This window comes from Pseudomonas sp. PA-5-4B, assembly GCF_021606215.1.
Taxonomy (GTDB): domain Bacteria; phylum Pseudomonadota; class Gammaproteobacteria; order Pseudomonadales; family Pseudomonadaceae; genus Aquipseudomonas; species Aquipseudomonas edaphica.
Genome location: NZ_WKDB01000013.1, coordinates 1 through 13908, shown reverse-complemented (window position 1 = coordinate 13908; position 13908 = coordinate 1). Strand labels below are relative to the sequence as shown.

General features: G+C 56.8%; 13 protein-coding genes and 1 tRNA gene. 10 read left to right on the top strand and 4 right to left on the bottom strand.

Annotated elements, in window-relative coordinates; translation table 11 throughout:
- Window positions 1-35 precede the first annotated feature (35 nt).
- The 10 genes from GIW28_RS08710 (at window position 36) to GIW28_RS08665 (ending at window position 8089) form a co-directional block, all read left to right on the top strand.
- Window positions 36-112: transfer RNA gene (locus GIW28_RS08710), tRNA-Arg, on the top strand.
- A 167-nt stretch (window positions 113-279) separates the two neighbouring features.
- Window positions 280-1515, top strand: coding sequence for a tyrosine-type recombinase/integrase (locus GIW28_RS08705; RefSeq protein WP_065895900.1), 1236 nt, complete (start codon window positions 280-282; stop codon window positions 1513-1515).
- Between the two features lie 490 nt (window positions 1516-2005).
- Window positions 2006-2254 (top strand): helix-turn-helix domain-containing protein, encoded by a 249-nt coding sequence (locus GIW28_RS08700; protein ID WP_236446158.1) that lies wholly within the window; start codon window positions 2006-2008, stop codon window positions 2252-2254.
- A gap of 92 nt (window positions 2255-2346) precedes the next feature.
- Entirely contained in the window at window positions 2347-2607 is a 261-nt protein-coding gene (locus GIW28_RS08695) for a helix-turn-helix transcriptional regulator (RefSeq protein ID WP_236446159.1), read from the top strand.
- Window positions 2604-2909 (top strand): hypothetical protein, encoded by a 306-nt coding sequence (locus GIW28_RS08690; RefSeq protein WP_116079672.1) that lies wholly within the window; start codon window positions 2604-2606, stop codon window positions 2907-2909. The genes GIW28_RS08695 and GIW28_RS08690 overlap by 4 nt, the downstream gene beginning before the upstream one ends.
- A 527-nt stretch (window positions 2910-3436) precedes the next feature.
- On the top strand, window positions 3437-3721 hold the full coding sequence (locus tag GIW28_RS08685) for a hypothetical protein (protein WP_236446163.1): 285 nt from the start codon (window positions 3437-3439) through the stop codon (window positions 3719-3721).
- On the top strand, window positions 3718-3990 hold the full coding sequence (locus GIW28_RS08680; RefSeq protein ID WP_236446166.1) for a DUF3077 domain-containing protein: 273 nt from the start codon (window positions 3718-3720) through the stop codon (window positions 3988-3990). Before GIW28_RS08685 ends, GIW28_RS08680 begins: the two co-directional genes overlap by 4 nt.
- Window positions 3987-6875: a DUF927 domain-containing protein gene (locus tag GIW28_RS08675; RefSeq protein ID WP_236446168.1), complete on the top strand. Its 2889-nt coding sequence runs from the start codon at window positions 3987-3989 to the stop codon at window positions 6873-6875. Before GIW28_RS08680 ends, GIW28_RS08675 begins: the two co-directional genes overlap by 4 nt.
- A gap of 98 nt (window positions 6876-6973) precedes the next feature.
- Window positions 6974-7816 carry a chromosome segregation protein SMC gene (locus tag GIW28_RS08670; RefSeq protein ID WP_236446169.1) on the top strand — a complete coding sequence of 281 codons (843 nt, stop codon included), beginning with the start codon at window positions 6974-6976 and terminating at the stop codon, window positions 7814-7816.
- 27 nt (window positions 7817-7843) lie between these two features.
- Window positions 7844-8089: a hypothetical protein gene (locus GIW28_RS08665; protein WP_236446171.1), complete on the top strand. Its 246-nt coding sequence runs from the start codon at window positions 7844-7846 to the stop codon at window positions 8087-8089.
- 403 nt (window positions 8090-8492) lie between these two features.
- On the opposite strand, the gene GIW28_RS08660 is transcribed toward GIW28_RS08665, so the two are convergent.
- The 4 genes from GIW28_RS08660 to GIW28_RS08645 form a co-directional block, all read right to left on the bottom strand.
- On the bottom strand, window positions 8493-8894 hold the full coding sequence (locus tag GIW28_RS08660; RefSeq protein ID WP_236446175.1) for a hypothetical protein: 402 nt from the start codon (window positions 8892-8894) through the stop codon (window positions 8493-8495).
- Window positions 8881-9294, bottom strand: a complete 414-nt coding sequence (locus GIW28_RS08655) for a hypothetical protein (RefSeq protein ID WP_236446178.1) — start codon at window positions 9292-9294, stop codon at window positions 8881-8883. The genes GIW28_RS08660 and GIW28_RS08655 overlap by 14 nt, the downstream gene beginning before the upstream one ends.
- 116 nt (window positions 9295-9410) lie before the next feature.
- Window positions 9411-11723 carry a TonB-dependent siderophore receptor gene (locus GIW28_RS08650; RefSeq protein ID WP_236446180.1) on the bottom strand — a complete coding sequence of 771 codons (2313 nt, stop codon included), beginning with the start codon at window positions 11721-11723 and terminating at the stop codon, window positions 9411-9413.
- Between the two features lie 309 nt (window positions 11724-12032).
- The gene (locus GIW28_RS08645; RefSeq protein WP_236446183.1) at window positions 12033-12884 is read right to left on the bottom strand and encodes an AraC family transcriptional regulator; all 852 of its coding nucleotides are present in this window, start codon (window positions 12882-12884) and stop codon (window positions 12033-12035) included.
- Window positions 12885-13908 lie beyond the last annotated feature (1024 nt).

The following is a 13908-nucleotide window of genomic DNA, read 5'->3' as shown; positions in this document are numbered from 1 at the left end:
ATCAGGGCGACATGGGTATGATGTCGCCCGCACAAGCATCCGTAGCTCAGCTGGATAGAGTACTGCCCTCCGAAGGCAGGGGTCGTGGGTTCGAATCCCGCCGGGTGCACCATATAGCAGTATCGGGCTGTCTCAGACAGTCTACGAAACACCCCAAGAAGCCCGCCCTGTGCGGGCTTTCTTGTTTCTGGCTATCCGTCCCTGTCTACCCCTATAACTTCCCGCCGTGTATGCCCACGTGTATGCTTTGAGATTCCTATAACTGGAGGCATACAGGAAGTGAAGCGCACTGAAATCAAACGCCGCCCCTTAGCAGACACCACGCTTGCAGGCCTGGAGCCTGAGCAAACAACGTATCGGGAGCAGGACGGGAATGGCCTGTACTTCCGGGTGAAACCTAACGGGCAGAAATCATGGGAGCTGCGCTACAAAAAGCCAGACGGAAAATGGTCTTGGCTGGGTCTCGGCGGCTACCCGGAAATCAGTGGCTCATTGGCGAGGCAGAAAGCAGCTCAACTGCGTGAAGACGCATCGACGGGCAAAAATCCGTTGGTGAGCAAGCAGGCTCGGAAGGTTGCAGACCAGGTTGCTGCCAACAACACCTTTGAAGCGTTAGGGCGCGAGTGGTTTGAGGCCAGACGCACAAGCTGGGAATCAGGTACGTCTCGACGGGTACTTGGCGCACTTGAGCTTCATGTGTTCCCCGTCTTCGGAAAACGCGTGTACACAGAAATATTGCCCCTGGAATGGATGGAGTTTCTACGCGGCATGGAGCAGAAGGGGATCATTGAACAAATGGGTCGAGTTCGTGCCTTTTGCAAAGAGATCTATGACCTGGCCCGCGTAACAGGACGAGCCGTCCACAACCCCCTTGAAGGTCTCAGCAAATTCCTGCAATCACGTAGCGCTGAAAACTATGCACACGTTTCGATTGAAGAACTGCCTGCGCTACTTCGAGCGATCAACTCCTACCCTCACGCAAAGGACGTTCGTATAGGGCTTCGCTTGCTTTCCTTATTAGCATCGCGCCCGAGCGAAATCCGAGAAGCACGCTGGTCAGAAATCGATCTCTCCAAAAAGCTATGGACGATCCCAGCCGAGCGTATGAAACGTCGTCGCGAACATGTGGTGCCTCTCTCTCGGCAGGCAATTGAAGCGCTCACTGAGTTACGAACACTTACAGGTGCGTACCCTCTCCTATTTCCAGGCAGGAAAGACAGGACAATCCCCCGTAGCAACACCGTCTTTCTAATGGCGCTCCGCAGACTGGGATATGCCGGTCGGCAAACAGGCCACGGCTTTCGTCACATCGCGAGCACCATACTCAATGAGCAGGGTTTCGATGAGAATCACATTGAGGCACAGCTCTCTCACGCAAAGGAAGGAATAGCAGGGGTGTACAACAAAGCGGTTTACCTGCCTCAGCGCAGAGTGATGATGCAGTGGTATGCAGATCATCTGGATGAGCTAGTAGATGGCAACATTATTCAGGGACAGTTTGGAAAGGCGGGCTGAATACGCCAACCCCACACCCATCAAAAATCGGTGTTACTGGTGTTACGCACGTTACGCATCCGACCAACAAATTGATTTTATTGAATATTTATTGCGTAACACGTATTAAAAGAGATCCCTACACCATGTGTTACGCGTCAAAAGCGTGTTACGCCTAAGGCGCCCAAAACCTCTGGCGGCCATCTCTTATTGGTCGCCCCACGCTGAGGAAGGGCCGCTGTTATCGGACTACCAGAAGGGGCTCAGGGGACTACCGTTCGTCGGGACTTCACTGGGTTTCATTTCTCACTTTCCGATTTTTAACTGTATAGAAAACCAGTAGGGCAAGGTAGGACAGCCACGGAAAAAACTGAAAATTTGCTGCGATCTTGCTCAATTAAATTGCCTTATCCACAAAAACCGCGTCGAAAACTATAAAAATAAAACTTTTAAAAAATAGAAAATCGTTTACATAGCTGGGGCCTGTACGAACTACGACAGGAAACGCGCTATGCAGCCTCACGACACTTCACACCACTCCAACACCTCTCTCACCCCTGCTTGTTTGCTCACTACCGACCAAGTAGCGAATGCACTAGGTCTGTCCAGCCGAACGCTTGCCGCCTGGCGAAGTTCTCGCAGCAACTCACTTCCCTATATCAAAACCGGGTCTCGGGTTCGTTATCGCTCCCAAGACGTGGTCGCGTGGCTTGAAACCCAACTGCGCTCACCTGCAAAAACCGCTGGAGACAGGACCTGATGAGCGCCCCAAAGCAATCTGCAAAAGTTGTGGGGCTTGCCCCCTCCACTCCACGAGAAAGTCACCAAAAGGCCCCTAGCGGATCCGCATGCTTGCTGATCAGCGCGCCTCATACGGAACTGGGACAGTTCGATCCGGCCGCCACGCTGATACGCATCAATCAAGTCATAGCCCTGACAGGTATCGGCCGCGCAACGGTTTACAAACTTATGAGCCAGCCAGAGAGCGGCTTTCCGCAAGCGGTGAAGCTCACCGACAGCAATGCGCGTGGGGCTCCGGTCGCTTGGGTATTAGCCGAAATTTTGAATTGGACACGGGCGCGTATCGCGGCCCGCGACCGGGTGGCGGCATGACGAATCGTGTCGCTAACAAGGCCATTTTGCAGCCCTTCTCTGTACTCAGAAAAGTCGGTTTCTCGTCGCGGTGGATGCAACGTTTTGAGCGTCACAGAACGCAACAAAAACGCCTGAATCGAGTAGTTCTAGTCATGCGATGGGCTGACGGCACCTGGTGCGCACTGTCAGTACCCAACGAAGCCCCGCGTGCAGTGATCGTAGATGAAGGGCAACAAATCGACGCCTACGAAGATGCACGATCTTGCCTCGACGGCGACTTCCTCCCACTGCTCTCCCTGCGCTGGGAAGCAAATGCCTGAAACGAAAACGCCCCCGGCGGCAACCGGAGGCGTTGAGGTAAATCTACATGCCTGATCAATTTATGCCGCATCGAAAAAATCCGCAAGCCATATGCACAGTTGCACTTTCAAAAAACGGACGTTACCCTCTGCTCGTCGCTGCAAATTCAGCGACCGGGTTTGGCGACCCGAGTTACTTGGCGCACAGGCGCCCCATCCGACAGCAGGCGCTTTTTTTGTGCGTGCCGTTTCGTGTTATGGCAGCTGTGCGTGGGAGACCTTCGGGTCTGCCGGGTTCCAAGTTCCCGGTTCGCCAACCTGCGCACAGCTGCCACCCTAATTCGTTTGGCGACGATCAGTGGCAGCTCCATCTTCAAACTTGGAGTGTCACCTATGCCTGCCCTCAATCCGTCCAAAATTCGCGCCGCCGCTCATCGAGCAATGGCTCTCGCCGCTTTACACGCCAACTCCAGCCTCGCTACACGCCTTTCCCGTTACAACGCCCATATGTCCAAGGCTCGCGCCCTGGAAGCCGCAGGGGGTGCCCAATGAGCATGCTCCCAGGCTTCTCACTTCCCGAGGATCTGCTCTGCGTCAGCCAGGACGCTGAAGCCGGTCTGCCTATCGACGCGATCACCTGTGCGCTCGACCGTGCCAATTCAGTTCTTATGCTGTTGGAAGATCACTTAGACGGCGATAAACCCTTGCTTTCCAACCGCGTACTGTCGTCCGTTATTTGGGACGTGCGTGGCACCTTGGGCTTGATCAAAACACTCACCATGTACGGTGATGCCTCCTCTGTGCCGATTGGCCAGAAAGGCGGTGCTCTGTGAACCACTACAGCACGCTTGGACGCTCCGAGTTTTCCCCTGCCAACGGTAACGGCCAGAACCTATTTCGGGTGAATGCCGGTATCCCGCTGGAAGACGCACTTGAAGCCGTCTCCCAGATTCTGCACCACGCCAATCAACTGATCCTCGATGCCGCCATCAGCGATGCGGGCGAGCGTTTTAGTTGGCCTGCGTTCTACCTCGGCGAGATGGCTAAGGCGCTAATCGACGACGTGAACGAAGCGTTGCTTGAGTCGAGGACCACACCATGACTCAGCGCACTGGCAACAACTCAAAACGTCCTAGCTTTGCCGACGTAAAAATCGCTGCCCTGAAGAACATCAACCGCGTCCTTACTCACTGGCTGCCGAACGGCAAACGCGTCGACGGCGGCAAGGAATACACCGCACCAAACCCGACACGCACGGACAAACATGCAGGCTCACTCAAGGTCAATTTGAGCAAAGGCACCTGGGCGGATTTTGCCACCGGCGATAAGGGCGGAGACCTGATCGATTTGGTGCGCTATATCGGCGGTGGCACAGATGTTGAAGCCTGCAAAAAACTGGCGGATCTGCTCAACGTCTCCGCTGGTTCCGCGACCACCAAAAGCGCACCGGCCAAAAGCGCAACGCCGGAGTGGATCGCGATTCAACCGATCCCGGCCGAGGCCATGAACAAGTGTCCAACCAAACACCGGCAACACGGTGTTCCGTGCAAAGTCTGGATCTATCGCGATGCTCAGGGCCAGCCGGTCATGGCGCTGTATCGTTTCGACCTGAGTCCCGATGAAGACGGCAAGCCGCGAAAGGTTTTCGCACCGTTGACCTGGTGCAAGCGCTCCGATGGGCAAACCACGCAATGGCGCTGGCAAGGATTGCTGGAGCCTCGGCCACTGCTGCGCCTGGATGAGCTGGCACAGCGGGCCGATGCGCCTGTGGTACTGTGTGAAGGCGAGAAGGCTGCTGATGCCGCCGCTGAACTGATGCCCGACCATGTAGCCACGTGCTGGCTGAACGGCTCCAACTCTTGGCACAAGGCCGACCTGACGCCACTCAAAGGGCGCACGGTGGTGCTATGGCCGGATAACGATGCCAGCGGCAAGACCTGCATGGACGCCATCGAGCTCAAGTTGATTGAGCTGGGCGTCGCATCGGTACAACGAATCTCGCTCGACGTATTCAAGCTCAAGCCAAGCAGCAAAGGCGGCAAGCCGACACTCATCAAAGGTGGAAAATGGTCTGACGGCGACGATGCAGCGGACGCATTAGCCAAAGGCTGGACCGCTGGGCACGTCGCCGAGCTGGTGCGCAGCGGTGAGTTTTTCGGCAGTGCCGCTGAGCCAACTGAACCCCGAGAACAGGCGGGCAAGGCGCCCGCCAAACGCCCCGCGAAATCGAAAAATGATCTATTGCCAGGCGGCTTTCGCCTGACGCCTGAAGGGGTGTTTTATTCCGGTGATGATGGCGAGGCGCGCCCCGTGTGTTCGCCTCTGGAAATCATCGCTCGCACTCGCGACGACAAGGGCCACAACTGGGGCTTGTTGGTTGAGTTCCACGACCCGGACGGCGCCAAAAAACGCTGGAACATTCCGGCACGAACTATGACCGGCGACTTCGGCAAAGACGTACTCGGCCCCTTGGTAGATATGGGCCTGCGCCTCGCGGGAAGCCGGTCTGGACGTAACGCACGCAATGACCTGCAGAGTTACCTCGGCGGCTTCGATAGCGCCCAGCGCGCACGCTTGGTGACGCGCCTGGGCTGGCACGACAACGCCTTCCTTTTGCCTGAACAGCAAATCGGCTCGCACGCCGAACACCTGCATTTTTATGAGGCCGGTGCCCAGCTGCCACCGATCAGCGAGGCGGGTTCTCTGGAGCAGTGGCAGCAGCAAATCGGCGCGCTGTGCGTTGGCAATCACCGCTTGGCGTTTGTCGTTTCTGTGGCCTTTGCGGGGCCTCTGCTTAACCTGCTTGGGCATGAGTCGGGCGGCTTTCACCTCTATGGCGACAGCTCCGGCGGCAAGACCACTCACTTGCAGGTCGCTGCCTCGGTCTATGGCGGGCCGCGCCTGGTGCGTTCGTGGCGCTCCACGGATAACGCCCTGGAGTCCATCGCCGCCGCACACTCAGACGGCCTCCTGGTGCTTGATGAAATCGGTATGTGTGACCCGCGCATCATTGGCGAGACGGTGTACATGCTCGGCAATGGCACTGGCAAGGCCCGGGCGAATGATCGAGGACAAGCGGGCCGACAGGTGCAGGAGTGGCGCTTGCTGTTTCTCTCGACCGGCGAGAAGACATTGGCGCAGCACATGGCGGATGCCAACAAGGAGCTGAAAGCCGGTATGGAGGTGCGCATGCTCGCCGTGCCAGCGGATGCCAGCAAAGGCCTCGGCATGTTCGATGTGCTGAATGGTTTTGAGGACGCTGCCGCCCTCTCTGATGCGCTCAAGGCCCGCGTAGCCAAATACTACGGCACACCCCTCACCGCCTTCCTACACGCACTGTGCGCGCCAGGAGAAATGCTCAGATGGGCAGTGATCGTTCGTCGCACGGTAGAACAGTTCATCACCCAAAACCTGCCTGCCTCGGCCAGTGGTCAAGCCCAGCGTGCAGCCCTTCGCTTCGGTCTGGCCGCAGCAGCGGGAGAGTTGGCCACCGCCTTCGGCGTCACTGGCTGGCCCGATGGCACGGCCACGACCGCCGCACGGGTGTGTCTGCATGCGTGGCTTGCAGAGCGTGGCGGCGCCGGAAACTTCGAGGGCGATGCGATTTTGGCGAGACTGAGACAGGTCATCGAGCGCTTTGGTGAAAGCCGCTTTACCCGCTGGGAATCTGCCGCCGCCAAGATCGATGAGCACGGCCCACGCACGATTGATCGGTTGGGCTTTCGCAAGACGATGGAACACGGCATGGGCGACGCCCTGCACACCACCAACACCTACTACGTTCTGCCTGAAGCCTGGAGGGCCGAAATCTTCAAGGGCATGAACATCAGTGCGGTGAACAAGGAACTACTGCAACGAGGCGTACTTGAGCCGGGAAGTGACGGCAAGGCTTACAGCTTGATCCGGCTGCCCGGGTTAGGGCCCCAGCGCTGCTATGTGGTGAAGACCGTTCCAGGAACGGACGAAGGCGAGGCCAAGGCAGCCTGACGGAGAGCCTGCTGATCGAGGTAGCGCCGGCTCATGACCGGCCTTGCCAGCCATTCGACAACCATCCCTATCAACCGCAGTACCCAGAGAAAATACAGATGAATACTATCCAAGAACTGAAAGACCGCCGCGACCAACTGACCCTCGAAGTGGAGAGCATTCAGGGTGACCTGGCTCCCTTCGAAGAGGCACTGGAAAGCCCAGAGGTCATCCAGCAGGGCCGTCAACGAGCCGTACAAGATGAAATCAACGATCACAAAAGACGCATCGACTCGCGAAATCTGGAGATCAGCAACCTGAATCAAAAGATTCATCGCCTTGAGAGATTGGCGAACCGTGAGAGCTTGGCTGCGGGATATCTCAGCGATATGGCGAACTGGAAAGCCGACGAGATGGAACTCAACGAAAAGCGCAGCAGCATCGAGACCCGGTTGCAGCAGGTCCGCCAGAGCGATCAGGAAGACATGGCAAAAGCTCGACAAGCTGAAACGGACGCCGCCACCGCTTATGCACAGGCTGTCGCCTGGGGCGATGTAGAGGGCGAGAAAGCGGCTAACGCAGAAGCTCAAAAGGCAGCAAAAAACCTCACGGCTGCGGCTGAGCATCACCGCCGCCAACAACTGCTCATCACCGCCCTGGAGCAGGAGCTGGTGACGATTGATCTGCATATCACAGAGGCACAAAAACAACGCGCCAAGATCGAGAAACAAGCGGCACATCTGGCGAACACAGTGCTAGAAGAAAAATGGAACGAGGCTGCGAAAGAGCTGCTCGAAACCGGCGGCAAGCTGTGGGCCGCACGAAGCCTGATTAGCCGTGACCCTGTTGCACTGATGAAGCTGGATATCCCTGAACAGGGCGAGCACCTTGGAAGCTGGACCTGGCGCGAACTCCTGGAACGCTCACACCAACACAGCCTGATTGACCTACTGGCAGCCTAACCCAAACCTACCCCGAAGCAACCGGCGATGGCCGGTTACTTCGGGCCTACCATCGGTCAAACCATGAACCAAACACCACAGAACAGCGCTCAAATGCCGGATTACCTAAAGGCCCGAAAGCTGCATTTGAACGGAATAATTGTCGGTATGGCGGGCGTGAAAAGGCTCAATGCAAAAGCAAACAAAAACACCAAGGTTGAGACGCTCACGATTGTTGCAATCATGGCGGAGCTCGATTTCATTGACGTCCAACTCAAAAGAAAGGGAGGGTGATGAAGAAGCGGAAGCCTAAGCTTCCGCCTCGCTGTATCCTTGCATTACAAACATACCCAGATTTTTCGGCTTTCAGTCTGTGGCGGCTGCGAGCTTATGGCCGCTTCCGGCCGACTTCTGCCGTTCGCGACCGGCGGCTTTCGGCCAGTAATCGGTCGTCACGGCCCTACAAAACTGGAGCAATTCACTGCCCCCCCAATATCGCTCTATAAATAAAGAAATTCGAGAACTGAGAAGGGTGGGCGGCGCGTAGCCGGCATCTAATGGCTTTGCGTCATGTTCTGACAGTGGGTCTAGGATTCTCGCTGGTGTGGTGGACGCCGGCGATCAAGTAACCGGCAGCAGCTCGCCGCGACAGTGCGCGGCGGCAGAGTTTCATGGAGGTCGGAGCCAGCATGGGCCATCAGTGAGATGACTTTCCATCCTTTGGGAGCAGTTCTCTTGCCATCTCCATTGCCTGCTCACGTGAAGCAGCAAGAAGCAGAGGGTAGCCCCAGAACTTGGCAAACACGACCGCAAATGCCTTGAACCCAAGACGTTTTGCCGAGTTGGGTTCTATCATGATCATTGCCAGCACCCACTTTCGCAATTCAACCTTGTGCTTTTTCATCCAGAGCGCGGTACGTTTTTTTTCTTCCGGCGAGTGCTCATGGTCTTCGGTGGGTACGGTATCGGTCAAGAATACGAAGGGCTCCCCGCGCTGCAAATTGGCCTCTAATTCGGCGAAGTCCTTTTGATGATCGTGTCCGGGTTCTTGACTAAGATTCATCCAGACCAAAGGGAAGTCAGAACTATTCACCGACATGGCCGTTTCCTTTATTTTTAATGCAACGCCAGGTGGCCACAATGGCGAACACGCCGGGCAACGTAATGAAGAACACTGCCGAAAAGGCAACGTGCCAACCGTCGCGCAATCCGTCGGAGATTCCCCCGAGGGTATTCAGTGCGACAAGCAGGCTGCCGAGAACCAGGGCACCCCACTGAGCTTTACGGGTTCCTATCAGTGCGATAAGCACCGTTAAGATCCAAGAACCATAGAACGCGGAAAACATCCACAGTACATCGGGCTCAAACGTAATCGCCGGTGTCGCTCCGTGCGCTCTAACAAAATCGTTTACGTAAAAAAATAACTGAAAGGTGACAAAAAGTACGGCACCGACGGCTGTCGTCAACCAGAACAAGGCCACTTTGTTTGCGTTGTTCATGGCCGTGTCTTGGGCGGGGTTTAGGGTAGGCTTAATGGGCATAAGAGCTTTCTCGATAATCAACGGATGTTGTATGTCTGCGATTTACAACGGGTGAAATGTTCGCCTCCGGGAAATCAATACCTATAGTCCAGCGTCACTATCAAGTTGCGTGGTGCGCCATAACCTACAGTGTCAAAATCTCCCTTCTCCAACGCGTACTTCTTGTCGAGCACATTGTTGACGTTGACCGCCGCGGTGATCTGCTTCGTGACGGCGTAGCGCCCCAACAGTGATACCAGCGCATAAGAACCTTGTTCCCCACCCAACGAACTGGTGCCTGTGTTGGGCGCCTGGTAGAAGCGGCTTTGCCATTTGACGCCTCCGCCCAGCGTCAACTTGCTCCACCCTCCAGGCAACTGGTAGGTGCTGAAAAGCTGGGCAGTGGTGCGCGGTATTTGCGAATTCAAGCGGACGCCATCGCCATCTTGTGCCGTGAAATGGGCGATGCCTGAATAGATGTTCCAGCCACGCGCCAGCTCGCCCTGCAAGTCCAACTCGATCCCGCGCGACTTCGTCCCATCCGAGCCCGTATAGGCTTGGGCACCACTTGGCGTACGGGTTCCTGCGACCATCTGTGCAGCGTTGTCCAACTCGGTCTGGAACAAGGCCACCGACGCATTCAGACGCCCGTCCATGTAAGCGCCTTTGAGGCCGATTTCCTTGGTTTTTCCCTTTGTCGGCGTGAGCACGTTGCCCTTGCTGTCGCGATAGTCGGTTTGCGGGTTGAATATGCCCGTGTAACTCACGTAGGCCGAATAGGTCTTGTCGATGTCGTAGATCAAGCCGGCATACGGGGTGAATTCACTGCTCTTCTTGTAGTGCAACGACGAGGCGCCGACGGCGTCGTCGATTTCGTAGTTGCTGAAGCGGCCGCCGACAATGAGTTTCAGAGGATCGGCCAGCGAGAACCGGGCTGCGCTATAGACACCGCTCTGTTTGATCAGGGTGCGGGTCGGTATCGAAGCCATCGCATCGAAGTTGGGGCGGGGAAAGGCTGGGCTCAGTTCATAGACATTGACCGGCGTAAAGCCTGCATAGAACGGAGCGATATCTTCCTGGCTGGCGGTGCGGCGCGAACTCGTCGCCCCCACCACCAAGTCATGCTGGCGGCCAAGCAGTTCGAAGGGGCCGCTCGCCATCACGTCGAAGGTGTTTTGACGGCTGCGACCTTCGGACGCCAGTGCCACCGGAAAAGCCCCGTTAGGAAAGGAGCCCAGTCCCGTGGCGCGATCAGGGCGGCCGACCAGGCCGAGCAGTTCGGCATCGAATTCCGTGCGGTATTGATTAGCGACGGCCCGCAGGTTCCAGCCGTTGTCGAAGCGGTGCTCGATCTCGGCAAACGCCGTCTTAAGGGTGTTGTCCCAATGGCTCCAGTTCTGTGCGTAGTTCTTGGAGCGTGAATACTCCGCCTGCGTGCCGTCGCTGAACCATAGTGGTAACCCCCCCCAGGTGGAGCCCTTCGGCGTGCTGTCCTGGTAGTCATAGCCCAGACTCACCGTCGTGTCTGGTGTCAGATCTGCCTCGATGATGCCGTAGAACGCCTGCCTCTGGGGCTTGTAGCCATCAATGTACGAGTTTCCTTCTTGGGATGTCCCGACCATGCGCGCGCGGATACGGCCGTCCTCGGTTAACGGAGTCGATACGTCGGCCATTTCCCGGTGGGTATCCCAGCTCCCCGCACCGAGCGAGGCGGACGCAGAGAATTCGCGGGTCGGTCGTTTACGCACCAGGTTGACGGCGGCCGAGGGATTGCCGGTGCCGGTCAGCAAGCCGGAGGCGCCGCGCACGACCTCTACACGATCATAGAACGCGGTATCGAGGGAGCCGATGCCGCTCCCGTTGACAATGTCGCCGACGACGGTGGGTATGCCGTCGTACTGAACGTTGTTGATCAAGAAACCACGCGAATAGAAACTCGTCCGCTCGCTGTCGGATTGGTACGACGAGACGCCCGTGGTGTTATCCAGCACGCCCTGCACCGAGTTCAATTGCTGGTCGTCCATGCGTTGGCGGGTGATCACCGTCAGCGACTGCGGTGTTTCCCGCAGCGACAGCGGCAGGTGCGTCGCCACCGACGTCTGGCCCGTAGTGTAGGAACCAGTACCTTCGGTGGTCGCCGTATCCATAGGGCCCGTTACGGTGATGGCGGGCAAGGCTATCTCCTCTTGAGGCTTTCCACCGGCCTTGGTTTGAATCTGCCCCGGCTCGGCCGCGAATGCGCCCTGCGCACTAATGAGAACTGCCGCCGCGACTGCCGAGCCCAGCACGGTGCGGGGCGCGCTCCTGATTTCGCTCTTGTACGGCCCATCCAGATGAGGATAGCCAGTGGGCTGTGCACGCATATCAAGTGGCCAACGGAACTTCCCAAAAGTTGCGATGATGAACATCAACAATACTCATTTGTATTTGGATGTTGCATTTAACAATAGAGACAGCTGGGAGTGATGGCGAAACTAGGCCAGATTGCTATTCAGTTAGGCCAATTGCGATGTCATGTAGGCGCTCGGATGGTTTTAGTTGAAGACTTGGCGGTGCCCGAACACTTGCAATCGCTGGTATCCGAGAAAGGCTTTGCTCTCGACGAGGAGCCAGCCTTTAGCATCACCACGACGTTGCGAAATGTCGGCTACTTCGCAAGGAAGGACAACAGGCGCCGGTGGGCGGCCGGTGGTCCAGAACCAAGATAGTCTGATGCATCAGGGGGTAATTTCATTGGGAAGCATGATGCCAGGCACGGAAGCGAGCGCTGCGCCGCTGATGCGATCCGATAGGTATCGTGCCGGAGGTTTGCCCACGGCCTTGCGGAACATGGTTATGAAACCGCTGGCATTTTCGTACCCCAACTCTAATGCCACCGCTTGCACGCTTTCGCCCTTGGTCAAACGTTGAAGTGCAAGGATCACATGCAGCTGTCGACGCCAGCCCCCAAAGCTCATTCCAATTTCATGCAGCAAAAGACGGCTCATGCTTCGCTCGCTCATGCCAATTCGAGTAGCCCAATCGGCCTTCGAAGTTTTGTCCGTGGGGTCGGCCAGCATCATTTCCACGAGGCGGCGCAATCGGGAATCACGCGGCATGGGCAGATGCAAGTCTTCCACCGGTGCCGCCACCAACTCATCGAGCAACGCGGCAATCAACCGGTCTTCTCGTCCCCCCTGCGCGTATAACTCAGGAAACCCGGCCACCTTCAGTAGCAACTCGCGTAGCAATGGCGACACCGAAATCGTGCAACAGGTTTTCGGGAGGTCCGGTGCTGCGTCTGGCTCAACGAACAGGCAATAGCATTCCGTTTCACCCGCCCCCCGCGCTGCGTGCGGCAAGTCTCCCGGTATCCATATGGCGCACTGCGGCGGCACGATCCAGACACCGTCTTCAATTTCACAGTTGAGGATGCCGCGTAGGGAGTAGATCAACTGCGCCTTGCGGTGCTGATGCCTCGCATTTTCCCAATCCTTTGTTACCGATGTGGCACTTAATGCCACAACGGGTCGCGAGACGCTGTCGACGTCCCAAGGCACTGTTAGATCGGAGATTGCGATGCTAGACATGTTGTCTCGTAGCCCCTCGGATGGAAGATGAGGCTTTGGCCTAATCGGAAAATACTATGACCAACCTGCTCAATAACGTCTAGCCATTCCTTACGCCCGGGGCCTGGCCCCTCCTGAGGGGAGAGGCAAATTTTCTTGGCGACGGGCAACCCGTTCCGAGGTCCTCGCGCCCTCGATCTTGTTCCACCAATGTTTGGGTCAAATAGCGGGCTCCAGCGGCAAATTCAACCTGAGCACCATCGAATTGCTCAAGTAGTACGTTCACGAGGCCTGGATTAGACCCAGCGACAGGAACGATCTATTGAAAGTGCTTGGACAGTGACTGCTTCTTGGCCGATAGCAGTCGGTCGCGACTGACCGCTACCGGCCAGAAGGAGCCAATCAGGTGCACCCAGCCAGGGTCAAGCTCTGATATTGGCAGAGCCATATCCTTAGCGCTTGAGGCAGAGGGGCGGGGTCGGTTTGCTATGACTCTCACGCCCGGATGCAAAACCTGGTCGCTACGACGAAGAAATCGATCTTGACACAAATGCATTGACAATCAAGCGAGGTGGCAATGCCAACTTCGCTCTTGCGGACGCGGGTTTGACAGCAGATGTCCGAGTTTTTGTAACCAAGCAGTAGGACACTTCGGCCGTTTAGGCATCATGGCGAATAATGATGGCGTCTTCACTGGCGTGAAGACAATCCGGGAGGGGAACGAGACAGGAATCGAACCATTCGATCCTAGCCCAGCGAAAACGGTAATACTTTTAGATACACCTATGAAAAAGGCGCTCATTTGGGCACTCAGCGTAGCCCAGGTAGTACCCTTGGGCTGCTGTTCCATATGCCTGTCGATCCTTGTTCCGCACGCTGCCTCTTTCCGTTAGGAAGGTAAGGCCGCGCGCCGCAGCAAGGTGCTTGCTCGGCGCGCGGAGCGGCAGATCACCAGTTGAAGTTCACCGAGGTCAGCAGGGTGCGCTCGTCACCGTAGAGACAGGTGGAGAAACTGCACTGCGCGTAGCGCTTGTCGGTCAGGTTG

Excerpts from the sequence above, each read along its gene's own strand:
- GIW28_RS08660 (WP_236446175.1), bottom strand. The coding sequence starts at position 8,894 with ATGTCGGTGAATAGTTCTGACTTCCCTTTGGTCTGGATGAATCTTAGT.
- GIW28_RS08665 (WP_236446171.1), top strand. The coding sequence starts at position 7,844 with ATGGCCGGTTACTTCGGGCCTACCATCGGTCAAACCATGAACCAAACA.
- GIW28_RS08690 (WP_116079672.1), top strand. The coding sequence starts at position 2,604 with ATGACGAATCGTGTCGCTAACAAGGCCATTTTGCAGCCCTTCTCTGTA.
- GIW28_RS08670 (WP_236446169.1), top strand. The coding sequence starts at position 6,974 with ATGAATACTATCCAAGAACTGAAAGACCGCCGCGACCAACTGACCCTC.
- GIW28_RS08645 (WP_236446183.1), bottom strand. The coding sequence starts at position 12,884 with ATGTCTAGCATCGCAATCTCCGATCTAACAGTGCCTTGGGACGTCGAC.
- GIW28_RS08700 (WP_236446158.1), top strand. The coding sequence starts at position 2,006 with ATGCAGCCTCACGACACTTCACACCACTCCAACACCTCTCTCACCCCT.
- GIW28_RS08685 (WP_236446163.1), top strand. The coding sequence starts at position 3,437 with ATGAGCATGCTCCCAGGCTTCTCACTTCCCGAGGATCTGCTCTGCGTC.
- GIW28_RS08675 (WP_236446168.1), top strand. The coding sequence starts at position 3,987 with ATGACTCAGCGCACTGGCAACAACTCAAAACGTCCTAGCTTTGCCGAC.
- GIW28_RS08655 (WP_236446178.1), bottom strand. The coding sequence starts at position 9,294 with ATGAACAACGCAAACAAAGTGGCCTTGTTCTGGTTGACGACAGCCGTC.
- GIW28_RS08650 (WP_236446180.1), bottom strand. The coding sequence starts at position 11,723 with ATGTTCATCATCGCAACTTTTGGGAAGTTCCGTTGGCCACTTGATATG.